Annotated in this window: 14 protein-coding genes, 1 tRNA gene and 1 pseudogene; 7 read left to right on the plus strand and 9 right to left on the minus strand. The window is 62.2% G+C overall.

What is annotated here, in order from left to right; genetic code table 11:
* The first annotated feature begins 18 nt into the window (after window positions 1–18).
* Complete coding sequence (locus LVY65_RS10605; protein WP_235068148.1) at window positions 19–423, plus strand: JAB domain-containing protein; 405 nt, start codon at window positions 19–21, stop codon at window positions 421–423.
* Here the strand turns inward: LVY65_RS10605 and LVY65_RS10610 are convergent.
* The 4 genes from LVY65_RS10610 to LVY65_RS10625 all read right to left on the minus strand — a co-directional run bounded on the left by LVY65_RS10610 (window position 420) and on the right by LVY65_RS10625 (window position 5,869).
* Window positions 420–1,136, minus strand: coding sequence for a class I SAM-dependent methyltransferase (locus tag LVY65_RS10610; RefSeq protein ID WP_235068151.1), 717 nt, complete (start codon window positions 1,134–1,136; stop codon window positions 420–422). The two genes, LVY65_RS10605 and LVY65_RS10610, sit on opposite strands and share 4 nt — an antisense overlap.
* Before the next feature lie 10 nt (window positions 1,137–1,146).
* A complete protein-coding gene (gene prfB, locus LVY65_RS10615) occupies window positions 1,147–2,274 on the minus strand; it encodes a peptide chain release factor 2 (RefSeq protein ID WP_235068153.1) in 1,128 nt (375 codons plus the stop codon).
* Between the two features lie 92 nt (window positions 2,275–2,366).
* On the minus strand, window positions 2,367–4,937 hold the full coding sequence (locus LVY65_RS10620) for a penicillin-binding protein 1A (RefSeq protein ID WP_235068156.1): 2,571 nt from the start codon (window positions 4,935–4,937) through the stop codon (window positions 2,367–2,369).
* A 44-nt stretch (window positions 4,938–4,981) separates the two neighbouring features.
* Window positions 4,982–5,869, minus strand: coding sequence for an N-acetylmuramoyl-L-alanine amidase family protein (locus LVY65_RS10625; RefSeq protein WP_235068158.1), 888 nt, complete (start codon window positions 5,867–5,869; stop codon window positions 4,982–4,984).
* Window positions 5,870–6,267: 398 nt separating this feature from the next.
* Between LVY65_RS10625 and LVY65_RS10630 the strand changes: the two genes are divergently transcribed.
* From LVY65_RS10630 to LVY65_RS10640, 3 genes are all read left to right on the plus strand, one after another.
* Window positions 6,268–8,721: an Rne/Rng family ribonuclease gene (locus LVY65_RS10630; protein ID WP_235068159.1), complete on the plus strand. Its 2,454-nt coding sequence runs from the start codon at window positions 6,268–6,270 to the stop codon at window positions 8,719–8,721.
* Window positions 8,722–8,812: 91 nt separating this feature from the next.
* Complete coding sequence (locus LVY65_RS10635; protein ID WP_408021988.1) at window positions 8,813–10,192, plus strand: M48 family metalloprotease; 1,380 nt, start codon at window positions 8,813–8,815, stop codon at window positions 10,190–10,192.
* On the plus strand, window positions 10,170–10,883 hold the full coding sequence (locus LVY65_RS10640) for a DsbA family protein (RefSeq protein WP_235068162.1): 714 nt from the start codon (window positions 10,170–10,172) through the stop codon (window positions 10,881–10,883). The genes LVY65_RS10635 and LVY65_RS10640 overlap by 23 nt, the downstream gene beginning before the upstream one ends.
* A gap of 61 nt (window positions 10,884–10,944) precedes the next feature.
* Here the strand turns inward: LVY65_RS10640 and LVY65_RS10645 are convergent, their stop codons facing one another.
* Genes LVY65_RS10645 through LVY65_RS10655 form a run of 3 tightly spaced genes read right to left on the minus strand, consistent with a single transcriptional unit; the run spans window position 10,945 to window position 14,376 of the window.
* Window positions 10,945–12,627 carry an FAD-dependent oxidoreductase gene (locus LVY65_RS10645; RefSeq protein WP_235068163.1) on the minus strand — a complete coding sequence of 561 codons (1,683 nt, stop codon included), beginning with the start codon at window positions 12,625–12,627 and terminating at the stop codon, window positions 10,945–10,947.
* A 31-nt stretch (window positions 12,628–12,658) separates the two neighbouring features.
* Window positions 12,659–13,336, minus strand: coding sequence for an RlmE family RNA methyltransferase (locus LVY65_RS10650; RefSeq protein ID WP_235068167.1), 678 nt, complete (start codon window positions 13,334–13,336; stop codon window positions 12,659–12,661).
* Window positions 13,333–14,376 carry a Ppx/GppA phosphatase family protein gene (locus LVY65_RS10655; RefSeq protein WP_235068170.1) on the minus strand — a complete coding sequence of 348 codons (1,044 nt, stop codon included), beginning with the start codon at window positions 14,374–14,376 and terminating at the stop codon, window positions 13,333–13,335. Before LVY65_RS10655 ends, LVY65_RS10650 begins: the two co-directional genes overlap by 4 nt.
* Before the next feature lie 176 nt (window positions 14,377–14,552).
* Between LVY65_RS10655 and LVY65_RS10660 the strand changes: the two genes are divergently transcribed.
* Together LVY65_RS10660 and LVY65_RS10665 are read left to right on the plus strand one after the other, a co-directional pair.
* A tRNA-Gln gene (locus LVY65_RS10660) sits at window positions 14,553–14,626 on the plus strand.
* A gap of 56 nt (window positions 14,627–14,682) precedes the next feature.
* Window positions 14,683–15,420, plus strand: a complete 738-nt coding sequence (locus tag LVY65_RS10665; protein ID WP_235068173.1) for a glutathione S-transferase family protein — start codon at window positions 14,683–14,685, stop codon at window positions 15,418–15,420.
* A 75-nt stretch (window positions 15,421–15,495) separates the two neighbouring features.
* Here the strand turns inward: LVY65_RS10665 and LVY65_RS10670 are convergent, their stop codons facing one another.
* Window positions 15,496–16,005, minus strand: a complete 510-nt coding sequence (locus LVY65_RS10670; protein WP_235068175.1) for a response regulator — start codon at window positions 16,003–16,005, stop codon at window positions 15,496–15,498.
* Window positions 16,006–16,133: 128 nt separating this feature from the next.
* A complete protein-coding gene (locus LVY65_RS10675; RefSeq protein WP_235068178.1) occupies window positions 16,134–16,757 on the minus strand; it encodes a cell wall hydrolase in 624 nt (207 codons plus the stop codon).
* Between LVY65_RS10675 and LVY65_RS13465 the strand changes: the two are divergent.
* A pseudogene (locus tag LVY65_RS13465) lies at window positions 16,754–16,984 on the plus strand (hypothetical protein); the annotation flags it as partial. The gene LVY65_RS10675 and the pseudogene LVY65_RS13465 overlap by 4 nt on opposite strands.
* Window positions 16,985–17,062 lie beyond the last annotated feature (78 nt).

The following is a 17,062-nucleotide window of genomic DNA, read 5'->3' on the forward strand; positions in this document are numbered from 1 at the left end:
AATCATAGGCTGGCGGGCATGCTGTATCAGCGTGCCGAAACACCCGCGCTTCTCAACGGCCATGAAGCCGCACGTCGCTTCTTTTCCTCCAGTTTCAGCGGCAAGAACCAGTCGCGAGAGCATTTGCTGGTCGCACATGTCGACAGCGCCGCGCGATGCATCCATGTTGAACATTATCAGGGCGATTTTACTTCGGTCGGCCTCCCCGTGCGCCAGATCGTCTCCGATGCGGCCAAATTCGGCAGTGCCGGGGTCGTGCTGGCGCACAATCATCCCAGCGGCGACTGCCAACCAAGCGATTCGGACTATCGGGCAACGCGCAGGCTGGCCCGCGCTGGGGAAACCATCGACCTGGCCGTACTCGATCATCTGGTCTTCGCCGGCAGTAACTGCAGCAGCATGCGGAGGATGGGGCTGCTTTAGGCCTTGCCACAAGGCTTGATCTGCGCCGGCTCGGGACGTGGCGCGGACACTTTGAACGCAATGAAATAGGCGTCGCTGCCGGCCAGCCGGCTGGTTCTCACCGGCGAAAGCCCCACCGCGGCGAATTCGCAGATAAGCTGCTTCGGCGTCATACCATGCCTTTTTACCGGCCGATCTGCATCCACCACGATCACCAAACCGCCATCTTTCAGTCCGTCCCGAAGATGCCAGAGAAATTCGTAGGGCTCGGTCACCTCATGGTACATGTGAACCAGGAAGATCCGGTCGAACGAATGCGCGGGCAGAAGCGGATTGGCAGGCTGGCCCAGTCTCACCGCGACATTGTCCAGATTCTCACGCTGGACCCGCTGCGCCAGCCTGTCGCGAGTTTCCGGTACAATGTCCTGAGCCAGTACACGTCCCCGCGGACCAACAATCGGCGACAATCGAACGGTGTAATAACCTTCGCCGGCGCCAACGTCAGCAATCGACATGGCTGGGACGACCCCCGCCAATCGCATCACTTCTTCCGCCTCGCCGACCCGATCGCGGGTGTCCTCGGTCGAAAAGCTGTCACCCACGATCGGCGCGATGTCGCGTCCGGCGGGCGGGAACGCACTGGGCTGCGGCTCCGCTCGGCAAGCCGCAAGACCGAGCAATAGCAACAGATAGGACATGAGCGGGCCGGGACTGCCCTTCAGGTAGTCCCGCATGCGGCTCATCCTAATCGACGTCCTCGACATCCACCTTCTCGCCCGTAACGCGCTGCGAGAGGGCCGCTGCCATGAAGCGGTCGAGATCACCGTCGAGAACGTCCGACGGTGCCGTCGAGGTCACACCTGTGCGCAGGTCCTTCACCAGCTGATAGGGCTGCAGCACATAGCTGCGGATCTGGTGGCCCCAGCCGATGTCGGTCTTGGCCGCATTGACGGCATTGGCCTCCGCCTCGCGCTTCTGCAGTTCATTTTCATAAAGGCGGGCGCGGAGTTGCTTAAAAGCTTCGGCGCGATTCTTGTGCTGGCTGCGCTGGTTTTGGCAAGCGACAACGATGCCCGTGGGGATATGGGTGATCCTGACCGCGCTATCGGTGGTGTTAATATGCTGCCCGCCCGCACCGGACGCCCGATATGTGTCGATCCGCAAGTCTGATTCATTCACTTCGATGTCGATGTCGTCGTCCACCTCTGGGTAGACCCACACCGATGCAAAGCTGGTATGGCGGCGCGCTGAACTGTCATAGGGACTGATCCGCACCAGACGGTGGACCCCACTCTCGGTCTTGAGGTTGCCATAGGCGTTCTCGCCCTTGACCAGGATAGTCGCCGACTTGATCCCGGCCTGCTCGCCTGAATGATGGTCGATCAGTTCGACCTTCATGCCGTGCCGTTCGGCCCAGCGCGTGTACATGCGCTGGAGCATCCCGGCCCAGTCATTGCTCTCGGTGCCGCCGGCGCCGGCGTTGACCTCGACATAGCTGTTATTGGCGTCAGCTTCCCCGGCAAGGAGAGCGGCCACCTTGTCTCGCTCGGCCCGTTCGGCAAGCTCTGCCAGCGCGCGGACACCGTCGTCGACCAGTTCGTCGTCGCCTTCCGTTTCGGCCATTTCGATCAACTCGACCGTGTCATTAAGCTCGGACTCGATCTTCCGCGTCGCGCCGATCGCCTCGTCCAGTCGCCGGCGTTCACGCATTACGTCCTGCGCTGCCTTGGGGTCGTCCCACAGCGTTGAATCCTCGACCTTGGCGTTCAATTCTTCCAGCCGCCGGTTGGCCTTATCCCAGTCAAGGAACCGGCGCAGGAGCGCGGTGGCCGCATTGATTTGATCGATATGAGCTTGCGCTTCAGCGCGCATGGGAAACTCCAGTCTTCATTCCCGCGATGGCCGGCATCCATGCAGATACTCGGTGCCCAGCCGAGGTCGGGGGACGATTTGTGAGAGGGGCGTTAGTAGATGCCGCCCTGCCTTTGCAAGAATTCGGAACTGTCGGCGGGTGATTTCGGCTTGGCGGGCCCTGCCCGCCGAATTGGGCGAGCCGCAATTCGGCTCTCACCGTCCACTTGCGCCTTGGCCAGCTCAATGCTCCGGCGGAAGGAGCGCCGTGGCTCCGTCTCAGGCTGGAACGCCTCCCAGATGACAGAAGATTTGGGATCAACGGTCGTCGGGAAAACCCCGAAAACGCGCTTTCCTGTTGCCCGATCGACCCGGACCATGCGGATGCCGGGCGGGGCGACGAACGGTATTTTCGGCAAATCCTTGAAAGCGACCTGGGCAAATTGCTTGAAGATCGGTGCCGCCACTCGTCCGCCCTGTGCACCATGCCCCATTGGGCGCGGCTGATCATAGCCGATGTAGACGCCGGCAACGACTTCCGGAGTACCCCCGATGAACCAGACATTGGTGGGTCCCGACGTCGTTCCGGTCTTGCCGAACATCGGTCGGTCGAGGTCACGAAGCACGGTCGCAGTACCGCGCTCGATCACACCCTCCATTATGTGGACCATCTGATAGGCGGCCTGGGCATCGAGCAGCTGCTTTTGGCGGGATGGCGGGCGCGGCATCGCCTTGCCATCCCATTCGGCTGCATTGCAGGCACCGCCGTTGTCGGCCTCCATCACCTGGCAGCGATTGTCGCTGCGCAAGATGACCTTGCCATTCCGGTCCTGGACATAGTCGATCACCGTAGGTGTCACCGACCGGCCGCTGTTAGCTAAAATAGCGTAGGCGTTGGTCAGCTTAAGAACTGTCGTGTCACCGGCGCCCAGGGCGATCGACAGATAGCGATCATAATTGCCGACCCCCAGCTTGGACGCATTGGCAACCACCTTATCCATTCCGGTTTGCGATGCAGCGCGAATGGTCATCAGATTGCGCGACTGCTCGACGCCCCAGCGCATTGTCTTCGGTCCAGAATATTTGCCGTCGAAGTTGCGGAAGCACTTGTTGCCCAGACCGGCGCCCTGCCAAACGCAGAACGGTGCGTCGACGATAATCGAGGCTGGAGTCATCCCGTTTTCGAGCGCAGTTACATAAACGACCGGCTTGAATGCGGAGCCCGGCTGCCGCAGCGCTTGGGTCGCGCGGTTGTAGGATGACCCGATCACGTCGAACCCGCCCTGCATCGCCAACACGCGTCCGGTATGAACTTCCTCTGCGATGAAGCCGCCGCCAACTTCTGGGATCGATCGCAGAGCATAGCTGTCCAGTCCAAGCTGCTTGACGATGATTATCATCCCAGGTCGGAGCGCGTTGAACGCGGTCCCGCCTGCACCGCGTACGGGCTGGACCGCAGCCGAGGCCGGTAGGGTGCCGGTTGATCCGTCAGGAAGACCAATCCGTGCGCTACCGGAATCCTTTGAAAGAACGACTGCCTTCTTCCAGTCGGGAAAGCCGGTACCGAGCGCGGCAACCCGCAGTTGAGTCTGCCAGTCGCTGCCGACATCGATGCTGAGGCCAGTATCGCGCCAGCCTCGACCGCCGTCGAACCTGGATAGGCCCTCACGAAGTGCATCCGCGGCTGCATCCTGCATTTTGGGGACCATCGAAGTGCGGACCCATAGGCCGCCGGCGTAGACGCTGTTGGGCCCGTCCTCCGCCTTTTCCCCGAACCGCTTCAAAAGGTCCCGGCGAACCTCCTCCATGAAGTAGCCGCCTTGGTCGCGGAACTTGGCGCTGCTTCCGTAGCGGATCGTGCCCAAGGGCGCTGCTGCAGCGGCCGCGCGTTGGTCTTCGGTGATGTAACCATTCCTGGCCATTTCGCGCAGGACGTAATTGCGCCGGGCCAAGGCCTTTTCGGTCGCCCGCACAGGGTCGTAATTGCTCGGCGCCTTAGGAAGCACGGCAAGGTAGGCCGCTTCGGGAAGGGTCAGGTCGGCGACGTCCTTATCGAAATAAGCGCGGCTTGCCGCCTGGACACCATAGGCATTGCGGCCGAGGAAGATCGAATTGAGGTAGAGTTCGAGTATTTGCTCTTTGCTCAGCGTGTCCTCAAGGCGGAATGCCAGGATCGCTTCGCGGATCTTGCGGCTAATCGCATATGTGTCGTCCTGGAGCAGATATTTGGCGACCTGCTGAGTTATGGTCGAGCCACCCTTCGCGCGCCCACCGCTTACTGACTTGCGGGTATAGTCGAACACTGCGCCGATCAGGCCGGGATAGTCGATGCCGCCATGGCTGAAGAAAGTCTTGTCTTCAGCCGAGACGAAGGCGTGGACCACCAACGGTGGGTATTCGTCATAGGCCAGTTCGACCCGCCGCTCGCGTGCAAAGGTCTGCACCGGATTGCCGTCATAGCCACGGACGTTGGTCGGTAGCGGTGGCTGATAGGCGAGTAGTTTCTCCGAGCTCGGCAGGCCGGTGGCGAAATAGACGAATATCAGGCTTCCGAACAGCAGCCCGCCTACGGCGCACCATGCCGAGCGACGAACCCACTTGCGCTCGAACCAATGATCGACGCGGTCGTGGACTCGCTGATTGAACGCGACCAGATCGGGAATTTGTAACGCCAGGGAAGTCATCTTCCCTACCCGTCTAGCGCCTTCCCCAGCGCCGCGAAAGCCGCCTATTGCCGTGCCGACCGCGTTGCGAGGTCAGCTTCGACGGCCTGAGCCAACGCGAGGACGAGCGGCGCCCGTCCCTCCGTGGTAACCAGCATAGCCTCATCGTCCGCGTTGCTGATATACCCAGCCTCTACAAGAACCGCCGGTGTTTCGGCCCGACGAAGCACATGGAAGGCGGCGAACTGGTGTGGCCGCGGCCGCAGCTCTACCAGCCCCGTCGCCCGCCGAAGCAGGCGCTCGGCAAGACCGGCAGAGGCCTCCATCTGCTCTCGCAGTGCTACGTCTGTAAGCAACGCCCGGACGGAACCGTCGGCTTCGCTGGACAAGGCCCCGTCCCTTATATTTTCCGCCTCAGCGAAGCGGGCGGCTTCGGCGCTCGAGGCGACGTCGGAAAGGGAGTAGACTGTGGCGCCCCTGGCCAGCGGATTGGGCGCGCTGTCCATGTGCAGCGACAGGAACAGGCTTGCGTGAAGCCGCCGGGCAATGCCTGCGCGCTGTTCCAGGGTAAGATATTTGTCGTCCTCGCGGGTCAGGGCGACGCGTACCCGGCCCCGCTGCTCAAGGAGGTCGGCCAACTCCTTGGCCATTGCCAGGGTCAGCTCCTTTTCCTGGCTCGCCCCTGAAACGCCCGGAGCCCCGGGATCCTTGCCGCCATGCCCAGGATCAATCAGCACGATTGGCCGCCCAGGAATGCGCGCTTCGCGAACCCGAACATCCGCCACGGCCTCGGGGAGCTCGAGAGTAAGGCCGCCTGTTCGCGCTTCGCCGATTAACGCAATTGCATCGCCGACTACGCCGCCACCGCCTCGTCCCAGCGCCAGCGAGAGAAGCGCGACTGCTACCAACGTGCCCGAAGCGACTGCCAAGCCAATTCGCTTATTCCGATCCATGAGGTGAGGTTAGGGCTCGTCGGCTTCCTCGCCAAGGCAAGACTGAAGCGATTATTTGACCGTCAAGGTTGCGAGGTCGCAGGCCGGATGCTAACCGAGATTGTCCTTCCGGCAATTCGGACGGACGCGCTGCGACCACCGGCCAATTGTTCCGTCCCCAGACGGCAAGCAGGCTGGTCGGACCCGCGGCTTTCAAGGTTGACGCTGCATGATGCCACAGGACGCCACCGCCGTGCTCAGATCCGAGTATGGCCACGCGTCGTTCGCGACGACGATCGCGAGGCATTTAGCAGCAGAGGCAATTTCCGCACATCGCGCCATCGCCAATAAGGCACTGGCCAAGACTATTGCGCGCCGCCGGCCCACCAGGGCCGCGCCCCGCGCCCGGAGAATTTTCAATGTCCATGCGCATGCTAATCGACGCGCGCCACCCGGAGGAGACCCGGGTAGCCGTCGCAAAGGGAAATCGGATCGAGGAATTTGATTTCGAATCCTCGGAGCACAAGCAGCTCAAAGGTAATATTTATCTAGCCAAGGTGACCCGCGTCGAACCGTCGCTGCAAGCGGCGTTCGTCGATTATGGCGGCAACCGCCACGGTTTCCTTGCCTTTAGCGAAATCCATCCCGACTATTATCAGATCCCCAAGGCGGATCGCGACGCATTGCTGGCAGAAGAGGCCGAGCATGCCGCCGAGGAAGAGCGGCTTCGTGCGGCCGAGCTCGGCTACGACGACGATGATGACGACAACGTGGACGATTTGGAGGACACGGGCGAGGACGCCGGCGATCCCGATGGCGAGCGCGAGGAAGCGCATGAGGTGGGTACCGGATCGGCCCGATCGCCCGTCGACGAAAGCGCCGCCGAGGAGCTGCGCAAGAAGCGCCAGGCCCTGCGCCGTCGCTATAAGATCCAGGACGTAATCCAGCGCCGCCAGGTGCTATTGGTCCAGGTGGTCAAGGAAGAGCGCGGCAACAAGGGCGCGGCCCTGACCACCTATCTGAGCCTCGCCGGCCGTTATTGCGTGCTGATGCCGAACACGTCCCACGGCGGCGGTATCAGCCGGAAGATCAGCAATGGCGCCGATCGCAAACGGCTCAAGTCGATCATTTCCGACCTCAAGCTGCCTTCGACCATGGGCCTGATCGTCCGCACCGCGGGACTGTCGCGGACAAAGACGGAGATCAAGCGCGACTTCGATTATCTCGCCCGGCTTTGGGACGAAGTACGCGAGCGCACGCTGTCGTCCTCGGCGCCAGCGCTGATCTATCGCGACAGCGACCTGATCAAGCGTGCGATCCGCGATCTGTATCATCGTGAGATTGATGAAGTAATTGTCGAGGGGGACGACGGGTATAAGGCTGCTCGCGGCTTCATGAAGCTGCTGATGCCGAGCCATGTTCGCCGCGTGATGCAATATGCCGATCCGGTGCCCGTATTCCAGCGCTACGGCGTCGAGGACCAGCTTACCGCCATGTACCAGCCGATCGTCCAGTTGAAGTCGGGCGGTTACCTGGTGATCAACCCGACTGAGGCCCTGGTCTCGATCGATATCAACTCCGGTCGTTCGACCCGTGAGCATAATATCGAGCAAACAGCGTTTGCGACCAACCTCGAGGCTGCGGCCGAAATCGCGCGTCAACTACGGCTTCGCGACATGGCCGGCCTAGTCGTCATCGACTTCATCGACATGGAGCAATCGAGCCATGTCCGGAAGGTCGAGAAGGCGATGAAGGAGGCGCTGAAGAACGATCGCGCTCGAATCCAGGTCGGCCGCATCAGCAGTTTCGGACTGATGGAAATGAGCCGCCAGCGCCTGCGTACTGGCGTGCTTGAAGCTTCAACCAAGACCTGCCCGCACTGCGAGGGCACTGGCCTGATGCGTACGGCCTCCTCGTCCGGGCTCAGCGCACTTCGGATCATCGAAGACGAGGCCGCTCGTGGCCGCGGCGACCGGATCACGCTCCGAGCTGGGCGCGAGGCGGCGATTTATGTCCTGAACAAAAAGCGGTCCGAACTGGCCGAGATCGAAGAGCGCTACGGCGTCACCGTCGAAATCGTCATCGAAGAAACATTCGAGGGCGCGCGGATGACCGTCGAAAGCTCGGGCCCCCGGCCCCAGCCCAAAGAGCGTCCTGCTGTTCAGCCGATGGTCGTCGAGGAAGAGGAGTATCTCCCCGAAGTCGACGAGGAAGAGGTCGAGGAAGCCGAAGCCAGCGACGACCGCGCCGAAGATGAAGGCGATCGCAACAGCCGGCGTCGTCGGCGTCGGCGTCGCGGTGGGCGCAACCGCCGTCGCGACGGCGAGACCGAGGCGAGCGAGGCAGCCGAACTTCCCGAAACTGCCACTCAGGCATCCGAAGCCGAGCAGTTGGGCGAAGAAGAGGCTGCGGAGCGGCCGATTTCGGCCGACGCGGAGGGGTCCAAGCCCCGCCGCGGCCGACGCGGGGGGAGAGGCCGGCGCGGCCGGGCCGGGACCGACGTCGAAGCGGCGGAAATCACCCCCGAGGCCCCGCCCATGGCGGACCTGCCGGTATCCGAGGAACCTGCCCCCGAGACCGCCGAACCGGCGGCGGACGAGCAACCCAAGACTCGCCGCCGTCCGCGTGCTCGCAAGAAGGTCGAGGATACCGCCGGAGCCGAAGCGGCTCCAGCTATGGCACCCGTTGAGGAGCCCGCCGAGGAAATAGCACCGGCAGAAAAGCCGAAGCGGCGCAGCCGGGCCAAGAAAGAGCCCGAGGTTGCACCCATCGAGCCTACTCCGGCACCCAGGCCCGCGCCCGCCCCTGAGGCAAGCAATGAGGATGTTCCCGGCGAGCCGCGTCGCGGCTGGTGGCAGCGGACCTTCGGCTAATGACTGCCACTTACCGATGAAACCGGCCCGCGCATCGAACCCGCGGGCTGGTTTTCATTCACCGTTCATGCGCACGGTGGGACAGCAAGGCATGTCCGTTCGGCTTACCCGCCTGGCCAGGCTGTTCATGCTCGGCCTCGCGCTTTTCTTTGCCGCCGCGCGTCCGGCGCTAGCGCAATCGATCCTGCGCGACAGTGAAACGGAGCTGCTGTTCAAGAATATCAGCGATCCGCTGGTCGAGGCCGCGGGTCTCGATCCGGCCAGCGTCAAGGTCGTCCTGATCAATGACCCCGAAATCAATGCGTTCGTCGCCCAGGGCCAGGTCGTTTATGTCCATAGCGGCCTGTTGACCGCCGCCGACAATGTTAACCAGCTCCAGGGCGTTATCGCGCACGAGCTTGGGCACGTCGCCGGCGGACATTCGATCCGGATTTATGACGGCGCCAAGCAGGCTACGGCCATCAGCATTCTTAGCCTGGTGCTTGGAGCCGCGGCCATCGCTGCGGGCGCGGGCGATGCCGGCATGGGCATTTTCGCCGCTGGCCAGCAAGCCGCCCTGGGTTCATTCCTGGCCTTCACCCGGGCGCAGGAGTCGAGCGCCGACCTCGCCGGCGCCTCCTATCTTTCCAAGGCGGGAATCAGCGGGAAGGGAAGCATCCAGTTCTTCAAGAAGCTGCAGAACCAGGAGTATCGGCTCGCGATCTACGCCAAGGACAGTTACGATCGAACCCACCCGCTATCGAGCGAGCGTATTGCCACGCTGGAGGGCATTTATCAGAAGGACCCGGCTTGGAACCGCCCGATCGACCCGGCGCTTGAAGCCCGCTTCCAACGGGTCAAGGCCAAGCTGATCGGCTACGTAACTCCTCAGGAAGCGGTGAAATTCTATCCTGAAACGGACACGAGCGTACCGGCGCACTATGCGCGGGCCTATGCCTATCATCTCGGAGCTTATCCCGAGAAGGCCAATTCAGAGGCGGATGCGCTGCTCGCTACCGCACCGGACGACCCCTTCTTCCTCGAATTGAAGGGTCAAATCCTGCTCGAAGGCGGTCATCCGAAAGAGGCAATAGCGCCGCTGCGCAAGGCGGTTGCGAATGCCCCCGACATGCCGATGATCGCGGTGATGCTCGGTCACGCCCTCATCGCGTCGGAGGACCCGAAGAATTTCAACGAGGCCAAGCAGGTGCTGAAGACCGCGGTCAACCGCGACAACGACAATCCGTTCGCCTGGTACCAGCTCGGCATCGTTTACGACCGGGAAGGCGATGAGCCGCGGGCGGCGCTGGCAACGGCCGAGCGCAACAATCTCGAAGGCCAGGACAAACTTGCCTTGGCTAGCGCCCGGATGGCGCTTGCCGGCCTGCCACAGGGAACGCCGGACTATCTTCGCGCGCAGGATATCGCCATGGTTTCCGAAAATGCGCTGAAGAAGGACAAGAAATATCGTGAGCCAAAGCCAAAGGAATAGCGGGCCCTGGGTTCCGGCGATCGCGGGTGGCGTAATCGGCGCGGGACTGACCGCCGCTACGATCGTTCTAGCCGGACCAACGCTGTTCGGCGAACGGATGGTGCGCGAAGCGCTCGTCGCCAACCCCGAAATGCTCGTACAAGCCGGGGAGGCACTCCGCGAACAACAATATGCCTCGACCCTGGCGCCTATCAGGGCATCGCTCGAACGGCCTTACCATTCAAGCTGGAAGGGCGCGGAGAAGCCCGAAGTCACGCTGACTTATTTCTTCGATTATGCCTGCGGCTATTGCCGGCAAAGCAACCCCGACATCGAGCGGCTGCTGAAAGAAGAAAAGGGATTGCGCGTCGTCTATCGTGAGCTGCCGATCCTCGGCCCCGAAAGCGTAGCGGCGGCACGCGTCTCGCTCGCCGCGTCCAAGGCCGGCAGGTTCGGAGCCTATCATGACGCACTCTATGCTGCCGGCCGCCCTGGCCCGGATACGATTGCGTTAGCTGCTCGCACTGCCGGCGTCCCTCCTCAGCCGGCCGCCGATCCTGCACAAGAAGCGGAGCTCAGGGAAAACATGGCTCTCGCCAGCCAGCTGGGCGCGACTGGCACGCCCTTGTTCGTGGTCGGCAATCGCGTGATCAACGCCGCGGTTGGCTATGACGCGCTCAAACAAGCGGTGAAGGCGGCTCGGAAGAGCTAGGACGTTTGCGCATCGCTGGCGTCCAATTTCACGCCTAAGCCCCGCCAAAATAAAAACACGTCTATTGCACCGCCTGAACTTCGACGCGACCAGGAGCGGTTGCAGCGGCCTGCGCCAGATAGCCATGGATCGCCGATACCACCTGGGCGCCGTCGCCGACCGCAGCTGCGACGCGTTTGATTGAGCAGGCGCGGACGTCGCCGACAGCGAACACGCCCCGTCGACTGGTTTCAAGCGGCAAGCGGTCTTCGCCCACTTCTTCGCCGGTCTGGAGGAATCCACGTTCGTCGAGCTTCAATCCCGCCCCAGCGAGCCAGTCAGTGTTGGGCTGGGCGCCGATAAATGAGAACAGGAATCTTGCCGGGTGGCGCACTTCGGTTCCCGACACCCGTTCGCGCCATCTCACCGCCTCCAATGCGCCTTCGGAGCCTTCAAGCCCGGCGATTTCGCAACCGATCACGACGTCGACGTTGGGAAGGCCTTGGATTCGGTCGATCAGATATTGGGACATGGTCTGGCTGAGCGGCCTGCGCGCGAGCACGGTTACGCGTCGAGCTCGATTGGCAAGGAAAACTGTAGCCTGTCCCGCGGAATTGCCGCCGCCCACCAGCACTACATCATGTCCCACGGTCAAATCCGCTTCAAGCGGTGAGGCCCAGTAGTGGACCGATGTCCCCTCAAATTCTTCGAGCCGCTCGACGCCCAATCGCCGGTAACGCGCGCCGGTGGCAATGACCACGGCTCGCGCCTGCGCAATCTCGCCGGTGGCAAGCTGGATCCGGCACGGGTCCCGGCCGCACTCCAGTTTCAACGCCTCATCGGGAATGGCCATTTCCACGCCGAACTTCTGGGCCTGGCTGAACGCGCGACCCATCAAGGCCATGCCGGATATCCCGGTCGGGAAGCCAAGATAATTCTCAATCCGCGCCGAAGCGCCCGCCTGGCCACCGAATGCCCGACAATCGAGCACGAGCACCGACAGTCCCTCCGACCCGGCATAGACCGCGGTGGCCAGTCCGGCTGGCCCCGCGCCAACCACGACGAGATCGAATAGCCGGTCCGGATCGATTGGCCCGACCAGGCCGATGCAGCGTGCCAGCGTACCTTCCGGCGGGTTTCGGAGCAGCGCCCCGCCCGGACACAGTACGATCGGCAATTCCTCGACCTCAACCTTGAATCGCTCAATCAGCGTTGCCGCGCAGCTGTCGGTTGCGGGGTCCAGATGCTGATGCGGATGGCCATTGCGCGTCAGGAAATTGGTCAGGCGGAGCACGTCGGCATCGTCGCCCGCCCCGATGATGATCGGCCCGGCACCGGATTCGATCAGCCCGACCCGCCGCAAGATCAAGGCCCGCATGATCCGCTCGCCCAGGTCAGCCTCGGCGATAAGCAGCGCCCGGAGCCGTTCCGGCGGAAGCACCACGGCCTCGACATCGGTCAGCGCGTAGGCATCTACCAGCGACGGGCGCCCCGACAGTTGCGCCAGTTCGCCCATGAAGGAGCCGCGCTGGTGGGTGACGATGTGGGTCCGTTGACCTGTCTCGTCGTGCTGGCTGATCTCGACCTCTCCGTCGAGTATCAGGATAAGTCCGAGCCCGGACTTGCCAACGGTGGCCAACGCCTCCCCCTGGCGGAATTTTTCGATCCCTCCGAACCGGCGCAACCGCGCCATCTCGTCCGGCGTCAAAGTGGGAAACATCTGAGCGCCGCGAGTGGCGATCATGGTTTGGACAGGATCAGCCATTTCTTTTCATAATCCGCTTCAAGCCCCGCGCCTACTCTTCGGTCGCTCGCCCTTTGAACCCCTGGGCGATGACGTACCATTCTGACGAATCCTTGCGGCTGGCGGGCGGTTTTGCGTGCTTTACCGTACTGAAGTGCCGCTTCAGTTCGGCGACGAGATTATGATCGGCGCCACCCGCCAGGACCTTCGCAACATAGGCGCCGCCAGGCCTCAGAACCTCGGTTGCGAACAACATCCCTGCCTCAACCAGTGCCATGGTCCGCAGGTGATCCGTCTGCGGATGCCCGACAGTATTGGCGGCCATGTCCGACATGACGAGATCGGCTTCGGGAAGGCCCAAGGCCGCCCGAAGCTTTTCGGGAGCTTCGTCGTCCATGAAATCCATCTGCAGGATTGCGACCCCGTCGATCGGGTCGGTCGGCAGCAGGTCGATACCCGCGACCCGCGCCACCGGGGATCGACGGCGAACGACCTGGCTCCAGCCGCCCGGTGCGATACCGAGGTCGACCACGCCCTTTACGCCCTTCAAAAGGCCATATTTCTCATCGAGTTCAAGCAGCTTGTAGGCCGCACGGCTGCGATAGCCTTCCGCTCTGGCCTTCCTCACATAGGGATCGTTGAGCTGCCGCTCTAGCCAGCGTGTCGAGCCAATCTTGCGGCCTTTGGCGGTCTTGACCCTTTGTTTCGGCCCCTGCCCGGACCGGCTCACAGCTGATAACCATCGCGCGCCATCAGCGAGCGCAAAATTCCCTCACGAATGCCGCGGTCGGCAATTCCCAGCGTTTCGGCCGGCCAGATGTCGAGGATCGCCTCCAGGATCGCGCAGCCGGCGACGACCATGTCGGCACGGTCGGCGCCGATGCAGGGCAAACCGCTGCGCTGGCCGAAATCCATTTCAGCGATCATCGTCGAGATACGCCGCATATCGCCTACGGGTACGTGGAGCCCGTCAACCATCCGCCGGTCATAGGCTGGCAGCGCGAGATGGACGCTGGCCAATGTGGTCACCGTTCCGCTGGTGCCGAGCAATCGGACATTCTTGAGCTTCCCCGGCAGCATTTCGACGAAATGGGCGAAACTCCGCAAGACGCGCTCGCGCATCCGGGCATAAGCTAGGACCCGATCCTTGCCCTCGATTGCCTCGCGGCCCTCGCTCTCGGTTAAGGAAACAACCCCCCAAGGGGCCGACCACCACGCGCGGATGCGCGGCGCTTGCTCGCCCTGCTCGACTAGCACTAGTTCAGTCGATCCCCCGCCAATGTCAAAGATGAGCGCCGGCCCATCACCGGGCTCGAGCAGCTTGTGGCAGCCGAGCACCGCCAGCCGAGCTTCCTCCCGCGGGGCAATGATTTCCAGCGCGATCCCAGTTTCCCGCTTTACTCGTTCGGTGAAATCGCGGCCATTAACGGCCCGCCGACAGGCCTCCGTAGCAACCGACCGGGAGAGTGTGACATGCCGCCTCCTGAGCTTGTCGGCGCATACGGCGAGCGCATCAACCGCTCGGTCCATGGAGCCCTGGGTGAGTTTGCCGCTGGTCGACAAGCCCTCACCCAACCGAACGATGCGCGAAAAGGCATCGAGCACGGTGAAGCCGTCGTCGCTGGGACGGGCAATCAGCAGCCGGCAATTGTTGGTGCCTAGGTCCAGTGCGCCGTAAATATCGCGCCTGTGGCTCCTCCGGAGCGGCGGTCCTCCGCCTGCCGTTCCCTCATATCGAGGGCTCGGCGCACTGACGGCTTGCTGCGCCATCGTCACATGCCCATTCTATCCTTGGCCGCACAGGGATGCCGCACGGCTGACTTGGAACGAGCTTAACCTGAATAAGTCTTAAGGTGCAACCAGGCGATGGGTTCGAGGTCGTTCCGGCCGGCGCGACGTTGACAGGAGAAGGTGGGCTTTCTATCTGCCCGCCCGGCGACCAGTGTTGCCCGATCGTCTAATGGTAAGACTACGGACTCTGACTCCGTCAATCGAGGTTCGAATCCTCGTCGGGCATCCAGCCTCCCTCTTTCTGCGACTTGAACAGCGGCTTCTCACGGAGCATCACCTCTGCCCATGAAGATCATCGGCAGCTACGTTAGCCCATATGTCCGCAAAGTGCTGGTCTGCCTTGAACTCAAGGGCCTCGATTATGAGGTCGATCCGATCACTCCCTTCTTCGGCAATGACGAATTCGAGCGTTTGAGCCCGTTACGGCGCATTCCTGTACTTATCGAAAATGATATCGTTTTGACCGATTCAACCGTCATCGCGGAATATGTCGACGAAACGCACCCGGATCCGCCGCTGCTACCCAAACATCCGAAAGAACGCGCTCGCGCCCGCTGGTTGGAAGAGTTCGCAGACACGCGTCTGGGCGACGTGTTCATCTGGGGGCTTTTCTATCCCAAATGCGTCCACCCCAACGTTTGGAAGGAACCGGGAGATACTGCGCGGATCGAACATTCTCTTTCGGCCGACATTCCGGCGGCGCTCGACTATCTGGAAGGTGAGCTTCCAGAGGACGGCTATCTCTTCGGCGAGATTGGCCTGGCTGACATTGCCATCGCCAGCTTCTTTCGCAACGGCGCTTATGCCGGATTCGCCGTCGACGCTGAGCGCTGGCCAAGGACCGCACGCTTCGTGCCCTTTGTGCTGGCGCACCCAGCCTTCGAAAAGCTGCATCGGCTCGAGCAGATCCAGCTCAGCACGTCGATCCAGGGCCGGCGGCAGGCGCTGTGTGAAGCAGGAGCGAAGCTGACGCTGGATAGTTATGGCGAGCGGGAACCGCGCAAGGGCGTGATGCGGCTTTAGTGCCCGGGTGGTACCGTCCCCCGGACAGTTCCACCCGGACAAGGTAGCCCTGCTATTCGCGGGCAGTTCCAAAGTTCAATGCTGAGTGCCCGCGATCCAATGTTCGAGGCGGGTCTTCAGGGAGCGTCGCGAAGGGATGTAGCCGGGCTGCGTCTCGGCGCCCTCCTCTTCTTCGACCTTGTCGTAAAGTGTGAGATTGACCGGCATCTTGGGCCTGAGTGCCTCGCGCCCGCGCATCAGGTCCTCGGCCGCGGCCAGGCTGCGGTGGATGTCCTCGGCGGTAAATGGCTTCATCAGGCAACCGAGCGCCAGATCCGGCATCGGGAAATCGGGCGCCTTGCCGGTGATAAAGAAGCAGGGGATGTCGAAATCGCCCATTCGCACGGCGACTGAAAATCCAGTCGAACCGTGAGCGAGCCGCAGGTCGACGAGAGCGAGGTCGGGTAAATGCTCCGCGGCGGCGGCGACCGCCCCATCCAGATCATCGGCAGTGGCAACGACACGGTAACGCGGATTGTCTTCAACCAGATATTTCAGCGTCGTCGCCAGCTGCACATCGTCTTCGACGATCAGGATCTTGAGCACCGCCAGGCCTCCCCGCCTTGGATAAATACTTATCCTTGAAGGGATTCTGCGCGATGAGGGAGCAAGTGCGAATCCCCCTTGAACATGGTTAACGCCAAGATGACGCAGTGCTGCGACAGGCTGATGGATCAGCCCCTGTAAAAGATGTGCGCACCGATCTTTTCGACCCGCCGAAGGTTGTTACGCCAGCGCGGCGCGACATAATCGGCATGATACCAAAGCACATCCTGAGGGAGCGCTGAGGTCAGATTGAGTGCCGCAATACGGGCAATCGCCTGCGCCTTGGCCCAGGCATCGCAACCGTAATCGATCCGCGGAAAACGCCCTGAGCGCACGAAGCTGAACTGCGCCTTCTGCTTAACGACACCGCACCAGCTGGCCGGATAGCGGCCCGACTTGGCGCGATTGATGACGACATTGGCGACGGCAAGCTGCCCTTCGAGCGGTTCGCCCATGCTTTCAAAATAGACGGCGGTAGCCAGGCATTGGCCTTGCTCGTCAAGCTCGGCTCCTGTCCGATGAACATTGACCAGGTCAGTCAGTGACATCGGCGCTGCCGGGGCAGTAGTTGCCGGTGCAGTATTTGCCGCAGCCGCCGCCGGCGCCACGACAGTGGTGGTAGTCCTGACGACCGCCTGAACCACAGGAAGATTTGTAACTTGCTGGGCGACGGCCTGGCCGGAACCCCCAACGGTAAGCAACATGGCAGCAGCAAACGCCGACGCGCCGCCGGTTCCTAAAAACTTCTTCAATTCTTGCTCTAACTATGGCGGCCGGCCGTCCAACGATCGCTTCCACGCTACTAAACGCTGACTGGCGATCGCGGAGGGCTCGTCCGTCTTGCCCTGGGATCCGGCAGCTGCCTTCAGCAGCGCCAGGTGGATCCACCCGCTCATTAAAATGTTGCAGTGCACATAAGCTAAGGGAGCCAGTGAGCAACCGCTTGAGCGATGAATGGAGCGGATGGCGGGATAAATGACTGGAACAATGAACAAATTGACAGATTTCCGGAATTTTTGATCGGCTTATGATTGCACCTAGTCGCGTTCCCGTCTGT

The organism is Sphingomonas cremea (genome assembly GCF_021502585.1).
Classification (GTDB): domain Bacteria; phylum Pseudomonadota; class Alphaproteobacteria; order Sphingomonadales; family Sphingomonadaceae; genus Sphingomicrobium; species Sphingomicrobium cremea.

Coding starts and splice junctions, on each gene's coding strand:
- LVY65_RS10645 (WP_235068163.1), bottom strand. CDS start 12,627: ATGGCTGATCCTGTCCAAACCATGATCGCCACTCGCGGCGCTCAGATG.
- LVY65_RS10635 (WP_408021988.1), top strand. CDS start 8,813: ATGTCCGTTCGGCTTACCCGCCTGGCCAGGCTGTTCATGCTCGGCCTC.
- LVY65_RS10610 (WP_235068151.1), bottom strand. CDS start 1,136: ATGCGGGACTACCTGAAGGGCAGTCCCGGCCCGCTCATGTCCTATCTG.
- LVY65_RS10620 (WP_235068156.1), bottom strand. CDS start 4,937: ATGACTTCCCTGGCGTTACAAATTCCCGATCTGGTCGCGTTCAATCAG.
- LVY65_RS10625 (WP_235068158.1), bottom strand. CDS start 5,869: ATGGATCGGAATAAGCGAATTGGCTTGGCAGTCGCTTCGGGCACGTTG.
- LVY65_RS10655 (WP_235068170.1), bottom strand. CDS start 14,376: ATGGCGCAGCAAGCCGTCAGTGCGCCGAGCCCTCGATATGAGGGAACG.
- LVY65_RS10665 (WP_235068173.1), top strand. CDS start 14,683: ATGAAGATCATCGGCAGCTACGTTAGCCCATATGTCCGCAAAGTGCTG.
- LVY65_RS10605 (WP_235068148.1), top strand. CDS start 19: ATGCTGTATCAGCGTGCCGAAACACCCGCGCTTCTCAACGGCCATGAA.
- prfB (WP_235068153.1), bottom strand. CDS start 2,274: ATGCGCGCTGAAGCGCAAGCTCATATCGATCAAATCAATGCGGCCACC.
- LVY65_RS10630 (WP_235068159.1), top strand. CDS start 6,268: ATGTCCATGCGCATGCTAATCGACGCGCGCCACCCGGAGGAGACCCGG.